Consider the following 16,994-nt stretch of genomic DNA (forward strand, 5'->3'; position numbering starts at 1 on the left):
GGCTTTGTGCGCGCCCTCGCGCGGCTGTAAGGGAGCAGGATCATGTGGCTACCCTGGATCGAATTTGCCGCCGTGCTGACGGCGGTGACGCTGCTGACCATTCCCATGGGTAAATGGCTGGCACGTTGCTTTACGAGTGAACACCACACGCTGCTGGAGCGGGTGAGCTACCGCATCATCGGCGTGAACCCAGCGCAGCGCATGGGCTGGCAAGCTTATGGCACTGCATTGCTGATGAGCAATGCACTGATGCTGCTGCTGGGCTATCTGGTGCTTAGGCTGCAAGGATGGCTGCCACTGAACCCGCTGGACATTGCGGCGCAGACGCCCGATCTGGCCTTCAACACCGCAGCCTCTTTCATCACCAATACCAACTGGCAGGCCTATGCGGGTGAAGCCAGTCTGACGAATGCCACGCAGATGGCAGCCATCACCTTTCTGATGTTTGCCGGCGCTACAACAGGTGTAGCAGCTGGCGCAGGTTTTGTGCGTGGTCTGGCACGTTCCAGCAGTCAGGATGTTGGTAACTACTGGGTGGACTATGTGCGCGTGTTCTGGCGCGTGTTACTGCCGCTGTCCTTTGTCATGGCGCTGGTCTATGTCTGGCAGGGCATTCCGCAAACGCTGAATACCCAGACCATTGCTACCACTCTTGAAGGTGCAAAGCAGCAGCTGATGCTGGGGCCGGTTGCCAGTCTGGAAAGCATCAAGCACCTAGGCACCAATGGGGGCGGCTTTTTCAGCATGAATGCGGCGCACCCGTTCGAGAACCCCACACCGCTGACGAATATGCTGCACATCCTGTCGATGCTGCTGATACCTGCAGGTCTGACCTATGCCTTTGGCTCCATGCTGCTGCGCCGCAAGCAAGGCTGGGTGTTGTTTGGTGCCTGCATGGTGATGTTTGTCGGCTTTTTGAGTCTAGTGTTTGTGGCAGAGCAAAACGGCAGCCAGTTGCTGGCCCGCGCCGGTGCAGATCAGCAATACAGTCTGACGCAGAGCGGCGGCAATATGGAAGGGAAGGAGCTGCGCTTTGGCATTGCCGATACCGCCCTGTTTGTCGCCACCACCACGGCAGCAACGACCGGCTCGGTCAACGCCATGCATGACTCGCTGACGCCTCTTGGAAGCATCACGCCGCTGGCGATGATGATGCTCAACTGCGTGTTTGGCGGCGATGGGGTGGGTCTGATCAACCTGATCCAGTACGCCATCCTCACAGTGTTTCTGGCCGGCATGATGATTGGCCGCACGCCAGAATTTTTGGGCAAGAAGATCGAGGTGCGCGAGATCAAGCTGGTCATGCTGTCGGTGCTGGCACACCCGGCTGTCATGCTGGGCCTTACGGCGCTGGCCGTTCTATGGCCCGATGCCACGGCCAGCCTCAACAACCGGGGTCCGCACGGCTTTAGTGAAATTCTGTATGCCTATGCCTCGGCCACAGCCAATAACGGTTCGGCTTTTGCCGGGTTGAACGCCAACACACCCTTCTTCAACACCACGCTGGGCCTAGCCATGCTCGGCGGCCGCTATCTGACGCTACTTCCTTTGCTGGCCGTAGCCGGCAGCCTGGCCGCCAAGGCCACTGTCCCTGCAGGGCCCGGCACCTTTCCCACGGCCACGCCGTTGTTCATGGGACTGCTGGTGTTTGTGGTGCTGGTGGTGGGTGGGCTCACCTTCTTGCCGTCGCTGGCCCTTGGTCCGGTGATTGAGCATTTGCAAATGCTGATCGGCCAACTCTACGCATAAGTATTTTTTTTGCCAAAGACCTGCAGCCCACGTGCTCGCAGGTCAAGGAGCAAGTCATGACAACTACCAATCTCACACTTTCCAACACTGCCGTGAATGCGCAGCCCGTCCGCTGGCCCCTGCTGCTAGGCAGCAGCCTGCGCGCAGCCGTTCTGGTCATGCTGGTGGGCGGCATTGCCTACCCCTTGCTAGTCACCGGCATTGCACAAACGGTACTACCCCAAGCGGCCAATGGCAGCCTGATCGAGCGCAACGGCCAGGTTATTGGCTCGGCACTGATTGGCCAATCCTTTGCTGGTGCGGGTTACTTTCACAGCCGCCCCAGCGCCACCACAGCGCCTGACCCTGATAAGGAAGGCAGCAGCATTGACGCACCCTATAACGCCGGGCTGTCTGCAGCCAGCAATCAAGGGGCGACTCACCAGGGCCTGATGGACAGCGTGAGCGAACGCGTGGCGCAATACCGGACTGATAACCGCCTGGGGACCAGTGCACTGGTGCCGGTGGATGCCGTTACGGCATCTGCATCGGGGCTGGATCCACATATCTCACTGGCCAATGCCCAGCTGCAATTACCTCGTGTGGCGCAGACCCGCGGTCTGCCGCTAGAGCAAGTCCAACCGCTGCTGCAGCAAGCTACTCAGCAGCGCACGCTGGGTGTGCTGGGTGAGCCGCGCGTGAACGTGCTGCAGCTCAATCTGGCGCTAGATGCACTGCAACCCGCTGCCAAGGCTAAGGAGTAAGTCATGAGACATACAACAAACAAATCACCACTGTTCAGTGCGGCACTGGTGCGTACATCGCTATGGGATGCGCTGCGCAAGCTGTCGCCGCGCACGCAATGGGCCAACCCGGTCATGTTTGTCGTCTACCTGGGTGCCATTTTGACCACCCTGCTGTGGGTGCAGGCACTCAATGATCCCGCATCTACCGATGCAGGCTTTACGCTGGCCATTGCACTGTGGCTGTGGTTCACCCTGCTGTTTTCCAACTTTGCCGAAGCTCTGGCCGAAGGCCGCAGCCGCGCCCAGGCCGCCAGTCTGCGCGGCATGAAGCGCGATACCGTGGCCAAGGTGCTGCAACAACCTCGATACGACAGCAGCTGGCTTCCCATGCGCGCCAGCGAGTTGCGCAAGGGCGTGACCTTGCTGGTCGAAGCGGGTGATGTCATCGCACTGGACGGTACGGTCATTGAAGGCGTTGCCTCAGTGGACGAAAGCGCCATCACGGGTGAATCAGCCCCTGTGATTCGCGAAGCTGGGGGCGATTTTTCGTCGGTCACCGGTGGCACTCGCGTGCTGTCTGACTGGCTGGTGGTTGAAGTCACCGTCAACCCCGGTGAATCGTTTTTGGACCGCATGATCTCCATGGTCGAATCGGCCAAGCGCCAGAAAACACCCAACGAGCTGGCGCTGACGATTTTGCTGGTCGGCCTGACACTGGTATTCCTGCTCGTCATCGTCACGCTGTGGCCGTTCTCCACCTTCGCCGTGGCGCAGGCAGGAGCCGGAAACGTGGTGAGCATCACGGTGTTGATTGCGCTGCTGGTCTGCCTGATTCCCACCACCATCGGCGGCCTGCTATCGGCCATTGGCGTGGCGGGCATGAGCCGCATGATGCAGGCCAATGTGATCGCAACCTCGGGCCGCGCAGTGGAAGCCGCCGGTGACGTGGACGTGCTGCTGCTGGACAAGACCGGCACCATTACTCTGGGCAACCGCCAGGCCAGCGAGTTCTTTGCAGCCCCCGGCGTGAGCATGCAGCTGCTGGCCGAAGCGGCACAACTGGCATCGCTGGCCGACGAAACCCCAGAAGGCCGCAGCATCGTGGCGCTGGCGCGTGAACACTACGGCCAGCCAGAGCGCAGCGTGGCCGATATTCAAACGGGCCAACCGGTGGAGTTTGTCCCCTTTACCGCCCAGACCCGCATGAGCGGTATCGATATAGGCCCGCGTAACTTGCGCAAGGGTGCAGCCGATGCAGTGCGCCGCCATCTGGAAGCACTGGGCGGCCAGTTCCCCGGCCAGGTACAGCTGGCGGTGGACAATGTTTCGCGCAAAGGCAGCACGCCGCTGGTGGTAGCCGATGGTGCCAAGGTACTGGGCGTGATCGAACTCAAAGACATCGTCAAGCCCGGCATGAAAGAGCGCTTTGCCGAGCTGCGCCGCATGGGCATCCAGACCATCATGGTGACCGGCGACAATCCGCTCACCGCCGCCGCCATCGCGGCCGAGGCAGGTGTGGATGACTATCTGGCCGAAGCCCGGCCCGAGGACAAGCTGCAGCTGATTCGCAGCCACCAAGCTGCAGGCCGTCTGGTAGCCATGACGGGTGACGGCACCAACGATGCCCCTGCGCTGGCTCAGGCCGATGTGGCCGTGGCCATGAACAGCGGCACGCAGGCCGCCAAAGAGGCGGGCAATATGGTGGACTTGGACAGCAACCCAACCAAGCTGATCGAGGTGGTGGAAACCGGCAAGCAGATGCTGATGACGCGGGGCGCACTGACCACCTTCAGCATTGCCAACGATGTTGCCAAGTATTTCGCCATCATTCCTGCCGCTTTTGTGGGCACCTATCCGCAACTGGCTTCACTCAATGTGATGCAGCTGCACAGCTCAGACTCGGCCATTTTGAGTGCGGTGATCTTCAACGCGCTGATCATCATCGCCCTGGTGCCTTTGGCCTTGCGCGGTGTGTCCTACCGCGCCGTGGGCGCTGCCGTGCTGCTGCGCCGCAATCTGCTGATCTATGGACTGGGCGGACTGATCGTGCCATTTGTCGGCATCAAGCTCATCGACATGCTACTGGCCGCGCTGGGTCTGGTTTAAGCACCGCACCGCTCTCATCTTTCTCCGTTAATCAATACGTCTTGCCTGCCCTGGGCCTGTGGCCCGGGGTGAAAAAGTGTTGTCTGTCGATCATTCATCATGTACGCCTTATCTCTCAAAACACGTCCAACCTGCTTATCCTGCGCTGTAGCGATGGTGGCGCTGGGTGTCTTATTTTTTGTATCCAACAAGGCGCAAGCCCAAGATTTTCAGGCGCAGTCAGCTATAGCTTCTGTAGTCCCTAGATCGTCTGTGGAGTCTGATCTGCCTGTTGCAGCAACTTCTCCGTTCGCCCTCAGCGGCAGCCTGAGTCTGCTGACCGATTATCGCTTTCGCGGTATTTCGCAAACCTGGCGGGGCGCTGCATTGCAAGGCGGAGTCGAGCTGGCCATGCCTCATGGCTGGTACCTGGGAACCTGGCTATCCAATGTCTCCAGCAACAGTTACCCGCAAGGCCAGAGCCTAGAGCACGATCTCTACGCGGGCTGGCGCGGTGACGTGTTGACTGACTGGAAGCTGGACGCAGGCCTGCTGCACTATCGCTACCCCGGTGCGCGCCTGAATGCGGCGGATGGAAGCGCCCAGCGCTTTGATACCACCGAGGCTTACCTGGGGGCCACGCATGGCGGCTTCAATGTCAAATGGTCGGTGGCGATGACGCCGTATTTCGGCTTGCGCGAGAGCACGACAGCCTCTGCTTTTGCCACGGCCCTCACACCTACCGGCAGCAGCCGTGGCAGCCAGTATCTGGATCTGAACTACCAGCACCCGCTGGGCGACTGGGCCACGCTGGGCCTGCATGCGGGCTATACCCATGTGCGCAACTACAGCGAGGTTTCGTATGCCGACTGGCGCGTCTCTCTGGCCAAGACCTGGGGCGCATGGACGGCCTCTGCCGCCTGGGTGGGAACATCGGCCGATGCCCGCTACTACAGCGCGGTCAACAGCCAGGGGCGTATGCGCAGTCTGGGGCGCAGCGGTCTGGTCCTGGGGCTGAGTGCCGCATTCTGATGGCCTGACAGTGATACGCTAAGAATCCGATGCCAAGCTATTCCAACCCTCTTGTTCCACGCCCCGATCCTGATGCGCTGGTCGCCCAGTTGCAGGCGGAGAAAGAGCAGGCTGCGCGCGGTAAGCTGCGTATTTACTTTGGCTCTAACGCCGGAGTGGGTAAGACCTGGGCCATGCTGGCCGCTGCCCAGCGAGAGCGCCAGTCAGGTCGCCGGGTGCTGGTGGGCTTGGTTGAAACCCATGGCCGGGCCGAGACCGAACAGCAACTGAACGGCATGGATCAACTGCCGCGCCGTGCAGTTGTCTATCAAGGCCGGCAGCTCACCGAGTTTGATCTGGATGCCGCGCTGGCGGCTCACCCCGATGTACTGCTCCTGGACGAGCTGGCGCACAGCAATGTAGCCGGGTCACGCCACCCCAAGCGCTGGCAGGATGTGCTGGAATTGCTGGATGCAGGCATTGAGGTCTGGACGACGATGAATGTGCAGCACCTGGAGAGCCTGAACGATGTGGTGAGCGGCATCGTTGGCATACAGGTGCACGAAACCGTCCCCGACCATATCTTTGACGATGCCAATGAAGTCATCGTGGTTGACATTCCGCCTGAAGAGCTGCTCAAGCGCCTGAAGGCAGGCAAGGTCTACCCGTTGGAGCAAGCCGAGCGCGCTTCGCACAACTTCTTTCGGCTTGGCAATCTGCTGGCCCTGCGCGAGCTGGCTTTGCGCCGCACGGCTGACCGCGTCGACGAGGACATGCGTGACTACCGGCGCGAGCGTGCCATTGGAGAGGTCTGGCCCACCCGCGAGCGGCTGATGGTGGGTATTGGCGGCCGCGCGGGCGACGATGCTCTGGTACGCCAGGTGGCACGGCTGGCACGGCGACTGGAGGCCGAATGGCTGGTCGTTTATGTGGATGCACCCGAGCGCCAGCATCTCCCAAAGCATGCGCAGGCCTCCATGCTCAAAACACTGGCACTGGCCGCTCGCCTGGGAGCGGACACGGCCACCATTCCCGGTGCGGGCGTGGCGCAGGCACTGGTGGGCTTTGCCCGTGAGCGCAATGCCAGCCATCTGGTACTGGCTCGTGTGGCCCGCACCGGCTGGAAGTGGTGGAGCCGTAGCTTGCCCGAGCAAATCACGCGTTTAGACCCCGGGCTGGATGTGCTGGTGCTGTCCGTGCCAGTCAATAAAAAGGAGAGCACCCTGCGCCCGCGGGTAGAGCACCAGCGGCCTGTAGCATGGAAAGGCTACTTGGGTGTCACTCTGGCCTGCTTTGCGGCTACGGGCCTGGCTGAATTGCTGCTACAGGTGTTTGCCCCCGCCAATATCGTCATGCTGTTTTTGTTGGTGGTGGTGCTGTCGGCCCTGCGCTGGGGGCGCGGACCCGGCGCATGGGCGGCGCTGCTGTCCGTGCTGCTGTTTGACTTTTACTTTGTGCCGCCGCTCAACTCTTTTAACGTCAACGACACACAATACGTCTTTACCTTTTTCCTGATGCTGGGCGTGGCACTGATCTGCGGCCAACTCATGGCCCGGCTTCGACACGAAGCCCGCGTGGCAGCTGAGCGTGAACGCCGCGCCGCAGCGCTGGCGCGGCTGGCGCGTGATCTGTCGGGTGCTCTCACGCAAGCGCAGGTTACAAACATTGCACTGACCACGATGTCAGGTGTATTCGACGCACAGACTGCGCTGCTGCTACCGGATGCCGAGGAGCAGCTCCATGTGCAAGCAGGCAGCGATGCGCCGGTGAATGCCAGCATTGCCCGCTGGGCCATGGAACACGGCCAGATGGCTGGGCAAGGCACAGATACGCTGGCAGCAGCGCCCGCCCTGTATGTGCCGCTGATGGCTCCCGTGCGCTCGCGCGGGGTACTGGTTTTGTTGCTACGCACACCTCAGCGACTGCATGTGCCAGAAGAACACCGCCTGCTGGACGCCTGCGCCAGCCAGATAGCTTTAGCACTAGAACGCGTGCACTTTGTCGAAGTAGCGCAGCAAACCCAAGTTGCCATGGAAGGCGAGCGCATGCGCAACACGTTGCTGTCTGCCGTTTCCCATGATCTGCGCACACCGTTGACCAGTATTCTGGGAGCCGCACAGACGGCCTTACCCCATGCACCACCGGGTCTGCTGGCTGATATGTTGGGGCAAATCCGCAATCAAGCTCAGTCCTTGCAGCAACTGGTGGACAACCTGCTGGCCATGGCCCGCCTGCAGCAAGGGGGCGTGCACCTTCAACGTGACTGGATCCCGGTGGATGAGCTGGTGGGTAGCGCACTGGCGCAAATGCGTGAACGGCTAGCCCAGCATCCCGTGCGCACTGCATTGCCTGCAGACTTGCCACTGCTGCAAGTCGATGCCGTGCTGATGGAGCGCGTGCTGGTCAATCTGCTGGACAACGCTGTCAAATACACGCCCGCAGGCACCCCAATTACGATCAGCGCGCAGGTGGATGGCAGCAACTGCTTGGTGGTTCTGCAAGATGATGGCCCCGGACTGCCACCACACATGCCCGCCGACCAGTTGTTTGCCCCGTTCACGCGCGGCGTGACGGAATCTTCCATCTCAGGAATGGGCCTTGGCCTGGCACTGGCACAGCGCATTGTGCAAGCCCACGGCGGCAGCCTTACCGCAAGTGCCGCCAGCCCCGCAGCCGATGTGCCCGGCACGGCTTTCACCATCTGCCTGCCTGTGCTGCCCCAGCCTCGTCTTGATGAATAATTTCGCATGAACTCCGCCAGCCCCCGCATTTTGTTGATTGAAGACGATGCCAGCATCCGCCGCTTTGTGCGGCTGGCGCTGGAAGACGAAGGCTGGCAAGTCTTTGAAGCCGAGACCGCCAAACGCGGCCTGATTGAAGCGGCCAGCCGCCAGCCCGATGCCGTGGTGCTCGATCTGGGCCTGCCCGACGCCGATGGCAAGACCGTCATCAGTGAGTTGCGCAGCTGGAGTCAGTTGCCGATTCTGGTGCTTTCGGCACGCGATCATGAGGACGAAAAAGTGGCCGCGCTGGATGTGGGTGCCGATGACTACCTGAGCAAACCCTTTGGCGTGCCTGAGCTACTGGCCCGCCTGCGCGTCATGCTGCGCCGCCGCCAGCAGGCACCCTCCCAGCAACCCAGCAGCGAGGTGCAGTTTGGCAATGTGCACGTCAACCTCGCCACGCATGAAGTGCGCAAGGCAGGTGCGCCCATACACCTGACCCCCATTGAATTTCGCCTGCTCACTGCCCTAATCGCCGGGCAAGGCCGCGTGCTGACCCATCGCCAGTTGCTGCTGCAGGTCTGGGGGCCAGAGTATCTGGATCGCCCCCACTACCTGCGGGTACACATGGCCAATCTACGGCAAAAAGTGGAAACCGATGCGGCACAGCCCGCGCACCTGATGACCGAGTTGCAAGTGGGCTATCGCCTGATCCTTGATTCGATGCATCGCTGAGCTCGACAGGCTGGTAAAAACGTGTTTTTGCTTTCCCGCTGTCATGACTCAGAACAGCGCATGTCCCCGGCGCGACGATTCAGAGAAGGTCCTCAGGGTTTGCGTTCTTGGCCCTGAGCCTGAGGACTCATAGATTGTTCTGATCTCCGTTTCGACAGCATAAGCAAGTCATGGCTTTTATCAACTACGTCACCCAGATCCAGTTTGACTTTGGCGCTATCCAGCTGCTGCGCGCTGAGTGCGAGCGCGTGGGCATTACCAAACCGTTGATCGTGACCGACCCTGGTGTCAAAGCCGCAGGCATTTTGCAAAAAGCGGTGGATGCGCTGGGCGGCTTGCCCCACGCGGTGTTTGACCAGACCCCTTCCAACCCTACAGAGGCGGCCGTGCGCGCTGCGGCTGGAATCTACAAAACCCAGGTCTGCGACGGGCTGATTGCCGTGGGTGGAGGCAGCGCCATTGATTGCGCCAAGGGCGTCGCCATTGCCGCCACACATGAGGGGCCGCTTTCGCACTACGCCACGATAGAAGGCGGCTCGCCACGAATCACCGAACAAGTGGCACCGTTGATTGCCGTACCCACAACCAGTGGCACGGGCAGTGAGGTGGCACGCGGTGCCATTTTGATCGTGGATGACCACCGCAAGCTGGGCTTTCACAGCTGGCATCTGGTGCCCAAAACCGCTATCTGCGACCCTGAGCTGACCTTTGGCCTACCCCCCATGCTGACAGCCGCCACGGGCATGGATGCGATTGCCCATTGCATGGAAACCTTTATGGCGGCTGCCTTCAATCCACCTGCGGATGGCATTGCGCTCGATGGTTTGGCACGTGGCTGGGCACATATCGAACGCGCCACCCGCGATGGGCAAGATGCGGAAGCCCGCCGTCAGCTGATGAGTGCCAGCATGCAAGGTGCCATGGCCTTCCAGAAAGGACTGGGCTGCGTACACAGTCTGAGCCACAGTCTGGGAGGCGTGAACCCGCGCCTGCACCACGGCACGCTCAACGCCATGTTTTTAGCGGCCGTTGTGCGATTCAATGCTGACGCCGAAAGCGTGCAGCGCGAAAATCGTTTGAACCGCATTGCCCATGCCATGAACCTGAGCAGCGGCAGTGACATCCCTAATGCGATTCGCGAGATGAATGCCCGGCTAGGCCTGCCCACCGGCCTTGCTGCCATGGGTGTGGGAAGCGCGCAATTTGAAGCCATCATCAGCGGCGCCCTCAAGGATCATTGCCATGCCACAAACCCACGCCTGGCCACCGTTCAGGACTACGAGCAGATGCTGAGCACATCGCTCTGATACGACACCGAATTCAGCCTGCCAAAACAACACAGCCCTCCGCACCAATATGCGGAGGGCTGTGTTGCATGCTCCTCAAATTCAAGCCTCGGCTGCGGGCCCTTGCTTCAGCACCTCGCGCACTTGCTCCATCAACTGCTGGGCCATGCTGCTGAGCACTGCCAGTTCATCGTCAGACAAGTTGCGGGGCTCATCGTCCAGAATGGCAAAGCAGCCCAGCACATGGCCTTTCTTATCGGTCAAGGGCACGCCTGCATAAAAACGCAGCTTCAGACTTTGTACCGTCGGGTCAGCCGCAAAGCGTGGGTCTCGCGCCAAGTCCCCCACCACAATGGCTTCTTCTTCATACACCACATAGGATGAAACCGTGCTTTCGCGCGGAAGACTGTGCAGCGCCACACCTTCTTCAGGCGATGGCAGCAAACTGCCCGGCGTATAGACCCTGTCTGCATCCACCCATGAGACTTGCGCCCATTTGACGTTGAAGGCGTTGATAGCCTGCTTGGCCGTCTCGTGATAAAGCAGGGTCAGCGACGGGCTCAGCACACCACTGGCATGCAGCGCTTTGACGCGCAGCGCATCACCTTCAGGGATCGGCGCGGCAATGACGCTCTCACCCGAGTCATCGACCTGCATGGCTTCTACCCATAGATGCAACTCATGCAGACTGGTCACGCAGGCCTGCGCACCGCACTGCGCGGCAAAATTAGGGTCTGCAGCCACGGTAGGTGCATTCCACAGGCACAAAACCACACGTGCCCGTGGCCAGTGCCGGCGAATACGACGCACCATGCGCCGCGCCACGCTTTGGGGCTGGTTGTTAAAGATGGAGAGCACCAGCAAGTCCGAGATCTGCATGGCCTTGGCCCATTCTCCATCTCCCAGTTGTCCATTCGCATCTGGTAGCAACGCCAGAGAATCGGTGGTCAAGGCCCATTCAGAGCAGCTCACCTCATGGCCATGCAAGCTCTCGGTGTGCGCCACCATGGCCGCACCCAAGGCATCGACCTCCCAGCGTGCGCCAGCGCAATGGATACGCAAGCGGCGCCGTTGATTGCTTTCAGGCAACGGTGCACCGCGGCGCTTACCGCCGACATGAGGAGCATAGTGATCACGCAACTCTTCAAGCAAGGCACCCATACCGTTAGACAGACGCAGCCGATGCTCAGCAGTGGCCGACTCCAGGTGCTGCTGAGTAGCAATACGCAGGGCAGGAATGGCAACCTCATCGTAAAAACCACTGATGGCATTGGCACGGTCTTCCGATGTGGGTTTGGATGGCATGCGCTCTTCCACAGACTCCACGGCCATGCTGATGGCGTCATCCGCATCATCAGCCAGCAAACGCTGATAAAGCCGCTGCTGCGGGCCCAACACAGGCTCGCTACCCAGTAGAACCTCCATGAATTTAAGCGATGGAATATAGCGACCCAGCACCAGCAAACACACCGTCAGCGGCGTCGAAAGAATCAGACCGATAGGTCCCCACAGTGCCGTCCAAAAGGTCGCCGCAACAATGATGGACAGGGTGGACAAGCCGGTACTGGCACCATACAGCCACGGTTCGATCACGTTGTTGCTGATCAGCTCCAACAGCAAAATCAAACCCAGCGTCAGCAAGAACATATTCCAGCTAGGATCCACCGCAAAGGCCAGCACCAGCGGAAAAACGGCCGACATCATCGCCCCCACATAGGGCACAAAACGCATGATGGCGCCCAGCACCCCCCAGAGAATCGCCCCCGGCACGCCGATAAACCACAGGCCCGCCGCCAGCGGAATGCCATAGCTGACATTGACGATGAACTGCATGCGCAGATATTTGCCAATACGTTCTGACGCCTCATCCAGCGCATCTGTCGCTACATGGAGATTACCGCCCATCAGCCGCAGTAGCCTGTCACGCAAATCATCTCTGTCCAGCAAAATCAAAATCACAAACAGCAGCACAATGCCTGCAGTTGTCACGGGCTCCACAATACGTACCAGCCACTGCAGCATCCGGGTGGTGGGCTTGGACTCAGGGCTTTGGACCTCGACCTTCTGCACCCGCGCAGTGGCTCCATCAGCGCTGGATATTTCCTTTTCAAGCGTGTTGTAGGTTTTGAAAACACCATCCCACGCGCTGGGCATGTTGACGCTCTTGCGCAACCCACGCAGTTTTTCGCGAATCGTAGACTGATAAGTAGGCAGATCGGCGCTAAGTTGTTGCACCTGACTCCCCAGATACATACCCAGGCCACCCAGCGCCGCCAGTGCAAAAGCCACAACCACAATGGCCGAAGCCATGCGCGGCAGCCCCCAACGTTTGAGCCGCGATACTGCGGGATCCAGCAAAAAGCCCAACAGCATCGCCAGCGCCAGCGGAATCAGCATGTCCCTGCCGAAAAACAGCGCCAGGATCACGATAGAGGCAATCAGTAGCCCAATCAGCAGGCGCAGGGCGGGAATCAGATCAGCCAGCTGCATAACGCCGGGCAGCATAGTCGACCGAGCACGTCTGTCGGCCCCCTCCCAGGGAGTTGAATCGCCACGTCCCGCTCGCTCTTCGCGGTGCTTCTGCACCAGCGGCGCTGCAGTTTCAAGTTCTACAGGCGCTCCCGCATGGGGTTCATTTGGCGCAACAGCCCCAAAATTGACAGCAACCGAAGCAGATGCATTGGCAGGCTTCGAGGATTCTGTGGGAAGGTCAGACATAAACGGCCTTGTTTGTTGTTATTAATGTGAGGAAAGCCCAGACTCAGGCATTGCACGCGAGCCGATCAACATTGTTTGTCAGGATTCACCGCAATTTCCAAATCAAACAGACAGGGCAAACGCTAGAGCGGCTCTACCCGCCCCATATCTGCAGTAGCCAGCCATTGAGCAAACTCATCAGCCAGTTGCTGACTGGCCGTAACCGAGGCATTCCATGCATTGGCCCGGGCCCCGTGATCACGGCCATAGCTCAAAAAATCATGTCTGTCGGGCAGCTTCCCATTGGGCAAACGGGCCACCCATGCAGGATCAGGAGCCAGCACGATCATGGAATCCAGATACGCACTGGGCTGGTGGCGGCGCTTCCAGTTTTTATCCAGCCAGCCGGGCACCACGGCTTTCTGAAAATGCGGGTACAGCACCACCCCCTGCCCTGTCTGCGATGCCAGATAGTCCAGATGCATGTGATAGTCCGCCCAGTAAGCGCCCCTGGGAGCGCCCGCAATGTCATGCACAGCATCCAGCACAAAGGGGATGGAGCAACTGGCGCGTACAGCATCCATGAAATTGGTGCTCGTCAGACCCGCCTGTGCAGAGCGCAGGTCATTCACGCCAAATGGCAAGCTGTGCAGGCGATCCCCCTGAGACGTTGAAAACACCACACGCTCCAGCCATGAACCCAGAGCCTGTCGACTGAAAGCATTGCTGAGAAAGGCCCCTGCATATCCCAGCGGGGTACGCCAAGGTGTGGCGCGCGACAGCAGTCCTTGCCCCCGGGATGCAATGACATGCAAACGATAGCGCGGGTGGTTCAAGACTTCTGCGACACGGCCACCGAAGAACTCTTGCAGGCTTTGTGAAAAACGCTCGCTGACCAGGCTCGCTGGCGGGCGCTTTTCCCCTTCGGGAGGGTCAAAGCGCTGAGCAATATAGTCACGCTCGAGCCGCTCAAAAGCGTGAACAGAATCATTCAAACAAGCCGTCGCCATGCGCCAGGCACCTATGGATGCGCCAACCAGATCGACTTGATGGTGACTTTGCGTCAGCCAGTGTCCAAAAATAAAACGATCCAGAGGTCCGAGAATCAGCCCCTTGGGCCCACCCGCCGCAGCTGGTATGACTTTGACCATTTCAGGCTGCAAGCCTTGCTGCTCTACAAGTTGCCGGGCTTTGCGGCCGGCATAGATGCGTAATGCTCTTGGTGGTGACGTCATTCAACCATTGTGCTTGACGAACGACTTGCAACCACTACGCCCAGAGCAGTCACCACGTGATGGTAATTTGGGTCCCGCCACCCATGCGCGGCTGAATTTCGAACTTGCCGCCCATGGCCTGCGCTCGGCGGCGCATATTGCGCAAACCCATGCCAGTGGAGGTCTCTGTGTTCGCCTCTTGCCCATCCGTCTGTGCCAAACCTTGGCCGTCATCTTCAATGCTAAGACGCGCATGCACAAAAGCACTTGAGGTATCGGTTTGAGCCGTCGCCGCCAAGCTAATCCATACCTCATGCGCTTGTGCATGTTGCAGCACGTTGCTGATGGCTTCCTGCAGCACAGCCATGATTTCTCTGGCCATGCTGCCGCGTGGCAAGCAGCCCGCCGCACCCAGAGCCTCGGGATCCCAGATATCCCAGTGCAGGCTCATACCTTGGCGTTCAAGAACTGGTTGCAGGCGGTGCCGGAATCTCGCCAGAAGTACGGCTAAGGATTCATTCTGAGCATCCATTGAATCAACAATCAAGCGCAAGTCCAGCAAGCACTGCTCCAGCGCCAGGCGCATTGCCGGGTCAGGGTGCTGCTCAGACAGACTTATCAGGTGTACCAGCTGGCTGCCCACGCCATCATGCAAGGCAGCAGCCATGCGCCGCCGCTCCAGTTGAACTTCCCGTGAAGGACGGACACTTTTGCGCCTGCGCCACAGCAAGCTGCGATAGGCTTTAGGCAGCAGCCAGACAAGAGTCCCGGCACTGATCAGCGCACCGAGCGCAGGGTACCCCCCTTGGAGAGAATGCAAAGCCGCTGAGTCCTGAGCAAAGCAAAGCAGCCACAACAGCAGTTGAATGCCCCAAAGAAGTGACTGCCAAACGTAAATCATTCAAGACTTCCTCTGGCGACCTTGGTGAACTAAAACCAGCCTCGCAACGATGCAAAGCGCACGGCCTGCGCACGCGAGCGCACTTGCAGCTTGCGATAAATATTCTTGATATGCGTGTTGACCGTCATAGTGCTGATTTGCAGCTGTACACCAATTTCAACACTGGTATAGCCGCCAGCCACCATCCGTAGCACCTCACTCTCACGGCTGGAAAGTCGGTCTGTCGTGCTAAGGCTGACCTGCGGATCTGAAGCTGGCTTTTTGTCGTAGCGCTGAAGCAGTCGTCTGGCCAAACTCGGCGTAATGGAAGCTCCGCCATTGGCAACCTGCAGCACAGCCTGAGGGTAATTGCCAAACCATGAATTTTTGACCAAGTAGCCTGTTGCGCCCAGTTCAAAAGCCCGCAACACCTGCTCTTCGGTTTCCATCACCGACACCACAATGGCTTCTGCATGCGGGTGCTGGCTTTTCATCACGTCAATCAACTCAAGTCCATCGCCGTCGCCCAGATTCAGATCGAGCAACATGACATCGAAGTCGTTTTGGCGAATGGCTTTTCTCGCATCCTTGAGATTACCGGCCTGCCCCACCACCATGGTGCGGCGATCATTCATGATTTCCTGCGCAATCACCATACGCAGATGAGCATCATCATCAATCAGCAACACCCGAACCGGCTTTTCGGGCTGGCCCACCATGTGGTCAGGCCACATGGAAGGACTTCCAAGCTCCATCGGAGGAGAACGCACAATCTGCGTGTCGCTAGTAAAGATTGCATCTTTCGAGTCCATCTTTCCCTCCTGACTGCCTTGGTTTGATGTTGCACTGAATTGAGCTGTCCAGCACCACCTAGACAGAAACTCGACAATGCATCATTGAATAATTTTTGACAATAAATCCGCAATTTCTGCGCAAGAAGAAATGCAATTTATGTAACAAAATTATCTTACGCAGCCGAATAAAAATCTAAAACTGCACATCCAGCGAATTAGCCGCATACCAGTTGATAGATGCTTGGCGCAGCACCATGTCGATATCCATGCCCAACGCAAGGCCCGCTTCCGCAGGAAAGGACACGGCCAGCTGACGCTCGCTCCAGTTCAAAGCCCGAGTTGACGCACGCCAGATAGCCAAATGCAGCACGCCGGTCAAGGGCTCAAAGGTCGGCTGCTCCAGCGGAGTATTCATATACTGAAAGGCATCGCTCATGAGCAATGGAAAGTTCCACTGCCGGGCCAGATGGGCGGTAATCTGCCCTGTGCAATATCCCATCAGCTGCGTCTCTACCTCCGGGCGCTTGGGGTGCATCGGCTCCAGCAGCTCAGCCAGTCGCACAAAGGTCTCTGGATCAGCCGTGCGCAAAAGCAGCTGCCCCAAACCATGCAGCAATCCCAGCGTATAAGCTGCCGAGGCATTGGCCTGCACCGACATCGCCAGCGCACGCGCAATGCGCGCGGTATCAAGGCTGTAGCGCCAGAAGCCTGCCAGGCTCCAGCCCCCCTGGGTATGAGTTGCCCCTGTGGGGGCGGATTTTTGCACCAGCTGGCGCAGTTGAACGGGGGCCAGCACCACCAAGGCCTCAGGAATGCTATGCACACGCTGGGCCAGCTGGTGCACAGGTCCATTGGCCACAGCCAGCATGCGTGCCGTCAATACCGGGTCTGTTGAAAACAGTTGCACCAGGCTGCGCATGCCCGGCTCTAGCTGGCGCAGCTCACTCGACAGCAGTGCAACCGCACGTGGCTGGCTGGGCAGCAGCGCATGCTGCTCCAGCAGCGTTGACAAATTCAGTGGTTTGGCGCGGATCATGGCTTGGGTCATCTGCAATGGGGCGACAAGGCCTGTCGGACAGGATACAGACAGGCTTT

12 protein-coding genes are annotated in these 16,994 nt (G+C 59.4%); 7 read left to right on the plus strand and 5 right to left on the minus strand.

What is annotated here, in order from left to right:
* Positions 1-42 precede the first annotated feature (42 nt).
* From kdpA to HF327_RS02235, 7 genes are all read left to right on the plus strand, one after another.
* Positions 43-1,749: a potassium-transporting ATPase subunit KdpA gene (kdpA, locus tag HF327_RS02205; RefSeq protein ID WP_169106707.1), complete on the plus strand. Its 1,707-nt coding sequence runs from the start codon at positions 43-45 to the stop codon at positions 1,747-1,749.
* A 56-nt stretch (positions 1,750-1,805) separates the two neighbouring features.
* Positions 1,806-2,492, plus strand: a complete 687-nt coding sequence (gene kdpC, locus HF327_RS02210; protein ID WP_169106708.1) for a K(+)-transporting ATPase subunit C — start codon at positions 1,806-1,808, stop codon at positions 2,490-2,492.
* Between the two features lie 3 nt (positions 2,493-2,495).
* Complete coding sequence (gene kdpB, locus HF327_RS02215; protein ID WP_169106709.1) at positions 2,496-4,580, plus strand: potassium-transporting ATPase subunit KdpB; 2,085 nt, start codon at positions 2,496-2,498, stop codon at positions 4,578-4,580.
* A gap of 252 nt (positions 4,581-4,832) precedes the next feature.
* A complete protein-coding gene (locus HF327_RS02220; protein ID WP_328701752.1) occupies positions 4,833-5,591 on the plus strand; it encodes a TorF family putative porin in 759 nt (252 codons plus the stop codon).
* A gap of 29 nt (positions 5,592-5,620) precedes the next feature.
* Complete coding sequence (locus HF327_RS02225; protein ID WP_169106711.1) at positions 5,621-8,311, plus strand: sensor histidine kinase; 2,691 nt, start codon at positions 5,621-5,623, stop codon at positions 8,309-8,311.
* A gap of 6 nt (positions 8,312-8,317) precedes the next feature.
* Positions 8,318-9,028, plus strand: coding sequence for a response regulator (locus HF327_RS02230; protein ID WP_169106712.1), 711 nt, complete (start codon positions 8,318-8,320; stop codon positions 9,026-9,028).
* Positions 9,029-9,198: 170 nt separating this feature from the next.
* A complete protein-coding gene (locus HF327_RS02235) occupies positions 9,199-10,335 on the plus strand; it encodes an iron-containing alcohol dehydrogenase (protein ID WP_169106713.1) in 1,137 nt (378 codons plus the stop codon).
* Positions 10,336-10,416: 81 nt separating this feature from the next.
* Here HF327_RS02235 and HF327_RS02240 read toward each other — a convergent pair whose 3' ends face one another.
* The 5 genes from HF327_RS02240 to HF327_RS02260 all read right to left on the minus strand — a co-directional run bounded on the left by HF327_RS02240 (position 10,417) and on the right by HF327_RS02260 (position 16,935).
* The gene (locus HF327_RS02240) at positions 10,417-12,819 is read right to left on the minus strand and encodes an AI-2E family transporter (protein ID WP_169106714.1); all 2,403 of its coding nucleotides are present in this window, start codon (positions 12,817-12,819) and stop codon (positions 10,417-10,419) included.
* Positions 12,820-13,154: 335 nt separating this feature from the next.
* Positions 13,155-14,162, minus strand: a complete 1,008-nt coding sequence (locus HF327_RS02245) for a phospholipase (protein WP_169106966.1) — start codon at positions 14,160-14,162, stop codon at positions 13,155-13,157.
* A gap of 133 nt (positions 14,163-14,295) precedes the next feature.
* Entirely contained in the window at positions 14,296-14,892 is a 597-nt protein-coding gene (locus HF327_RS02250) for a sensor histidine kinase (protein ID WP_236024015.1), read from the minus strand.
* Positions 14,893-15,155: 263 nt separating this feature from the next.
* Positions 15,156-15,860: a response regulator gene (locus tag HF327_RS02255; RefSeq protein WP_236024032.1), complete on the minus strand. Its 705-nt coding sequence runs from the start codon at positions 15,858-15,860 to the stop codon at positions 15,156-15,158.
* A 232-nt stretch (positions 15,861-16,092) separates the two neighbouring features.
* Positions 16,093-16,935 (minus strand): HDOD domain-containing protein, encoded by an 843-nt coding sequence (locus HF327_RS02260; protein WP_236024016.1) that lies wholly within the window; start codon positions 16,933-16,935, stop codon positions 16,093-16,095.
* Between the last annotated feature and the right edge of the window lie 59 nt (positions 16,936-16,994).

The organism is Comamonas suwonensis (assembly GCF_012844455.2).
In the GTDB taxonomy this organism is placed as follows: domain Bacteria; phylum Pseudomonadota; class Gammaproteobacteria; order Burkholderiales; family Burkholderiaceae_C; genus Comamonas; species Comamonas suwonensis.

Coding starts and splice junctions, on each gene's coding strand:
- HF327_RS02240 (WP_169106714.1), bottom strand. CDS start 12,819: ATGCTGCCCGGCGTTATGCAGCTGGCTGATCTGATTCCCGCCCTGCGC.
- kdpC (WP_169106708.1), top strand. CDS start 1,806: ATGACAACTACCAATCTCACACTTTCCAACACTGCCGTGAATGCGCAG.
- HF327_RS02245 (WP_169106966.1), bottom strand. CDS start 14,162: ATGGTCAAAGTCATACCAGCTGCGGCGGGTGGGCCCAAGGGGCTGATT.
- HF327_RS02255 (WP_236024032.1), bottom strand. CDS start 15,860: ATGGAGCTTGGAAGTCCTTCCATGTGGCCTGACCACATGGTGGGCCAG.
- kdpB (WP_169106709.1), top strand. CDS start 2,496: ATGAGACATACAACAAACAAATCACCACTGTTCAGTGCGGCACTGGTG.
- HF327_RS02230 (WP_169106712.1), top strand. CDS start 8,318: ATGAACTCCGCCAGCCCCCGCATTTTGTTGATTGAAGACGATGCCAGC.
- HF327_RS02250 (WP_236024015.1), bottom strand. CDS start 14,892: ATGGCTGCTGCCTTGCATGATGGCGTGGGCAGCCAGCTGGTACACCTG.
- kdpA (WP_169106707.1), top strand. CDS start 43: ATGTGGCTACCCTGGATCGAATTTGCCGCCGTGCTGACGGCGGTGACG.
- HF327_RS02235 (WP_169106713.1), top strand. CDS start 9,199: ATGGCTTTTATCAACTACGTCACCCAGATCCAGTTTGACTTTGGCGCT.
- HF327_RS02260 (WP_236024016.1), bottom strand. CDS start 16,935: ATGATCCGCGCCAAACCACTGAATTTGTCAACGCTGCTGGAGCAGCAT.
- HF327_RS02225 (WP_169106711.1), top strand. CDS start 5,621: ATGCCAAGCTATTCCAACCCTCTTGTTCCACGCCCCGATCCTGATGCG.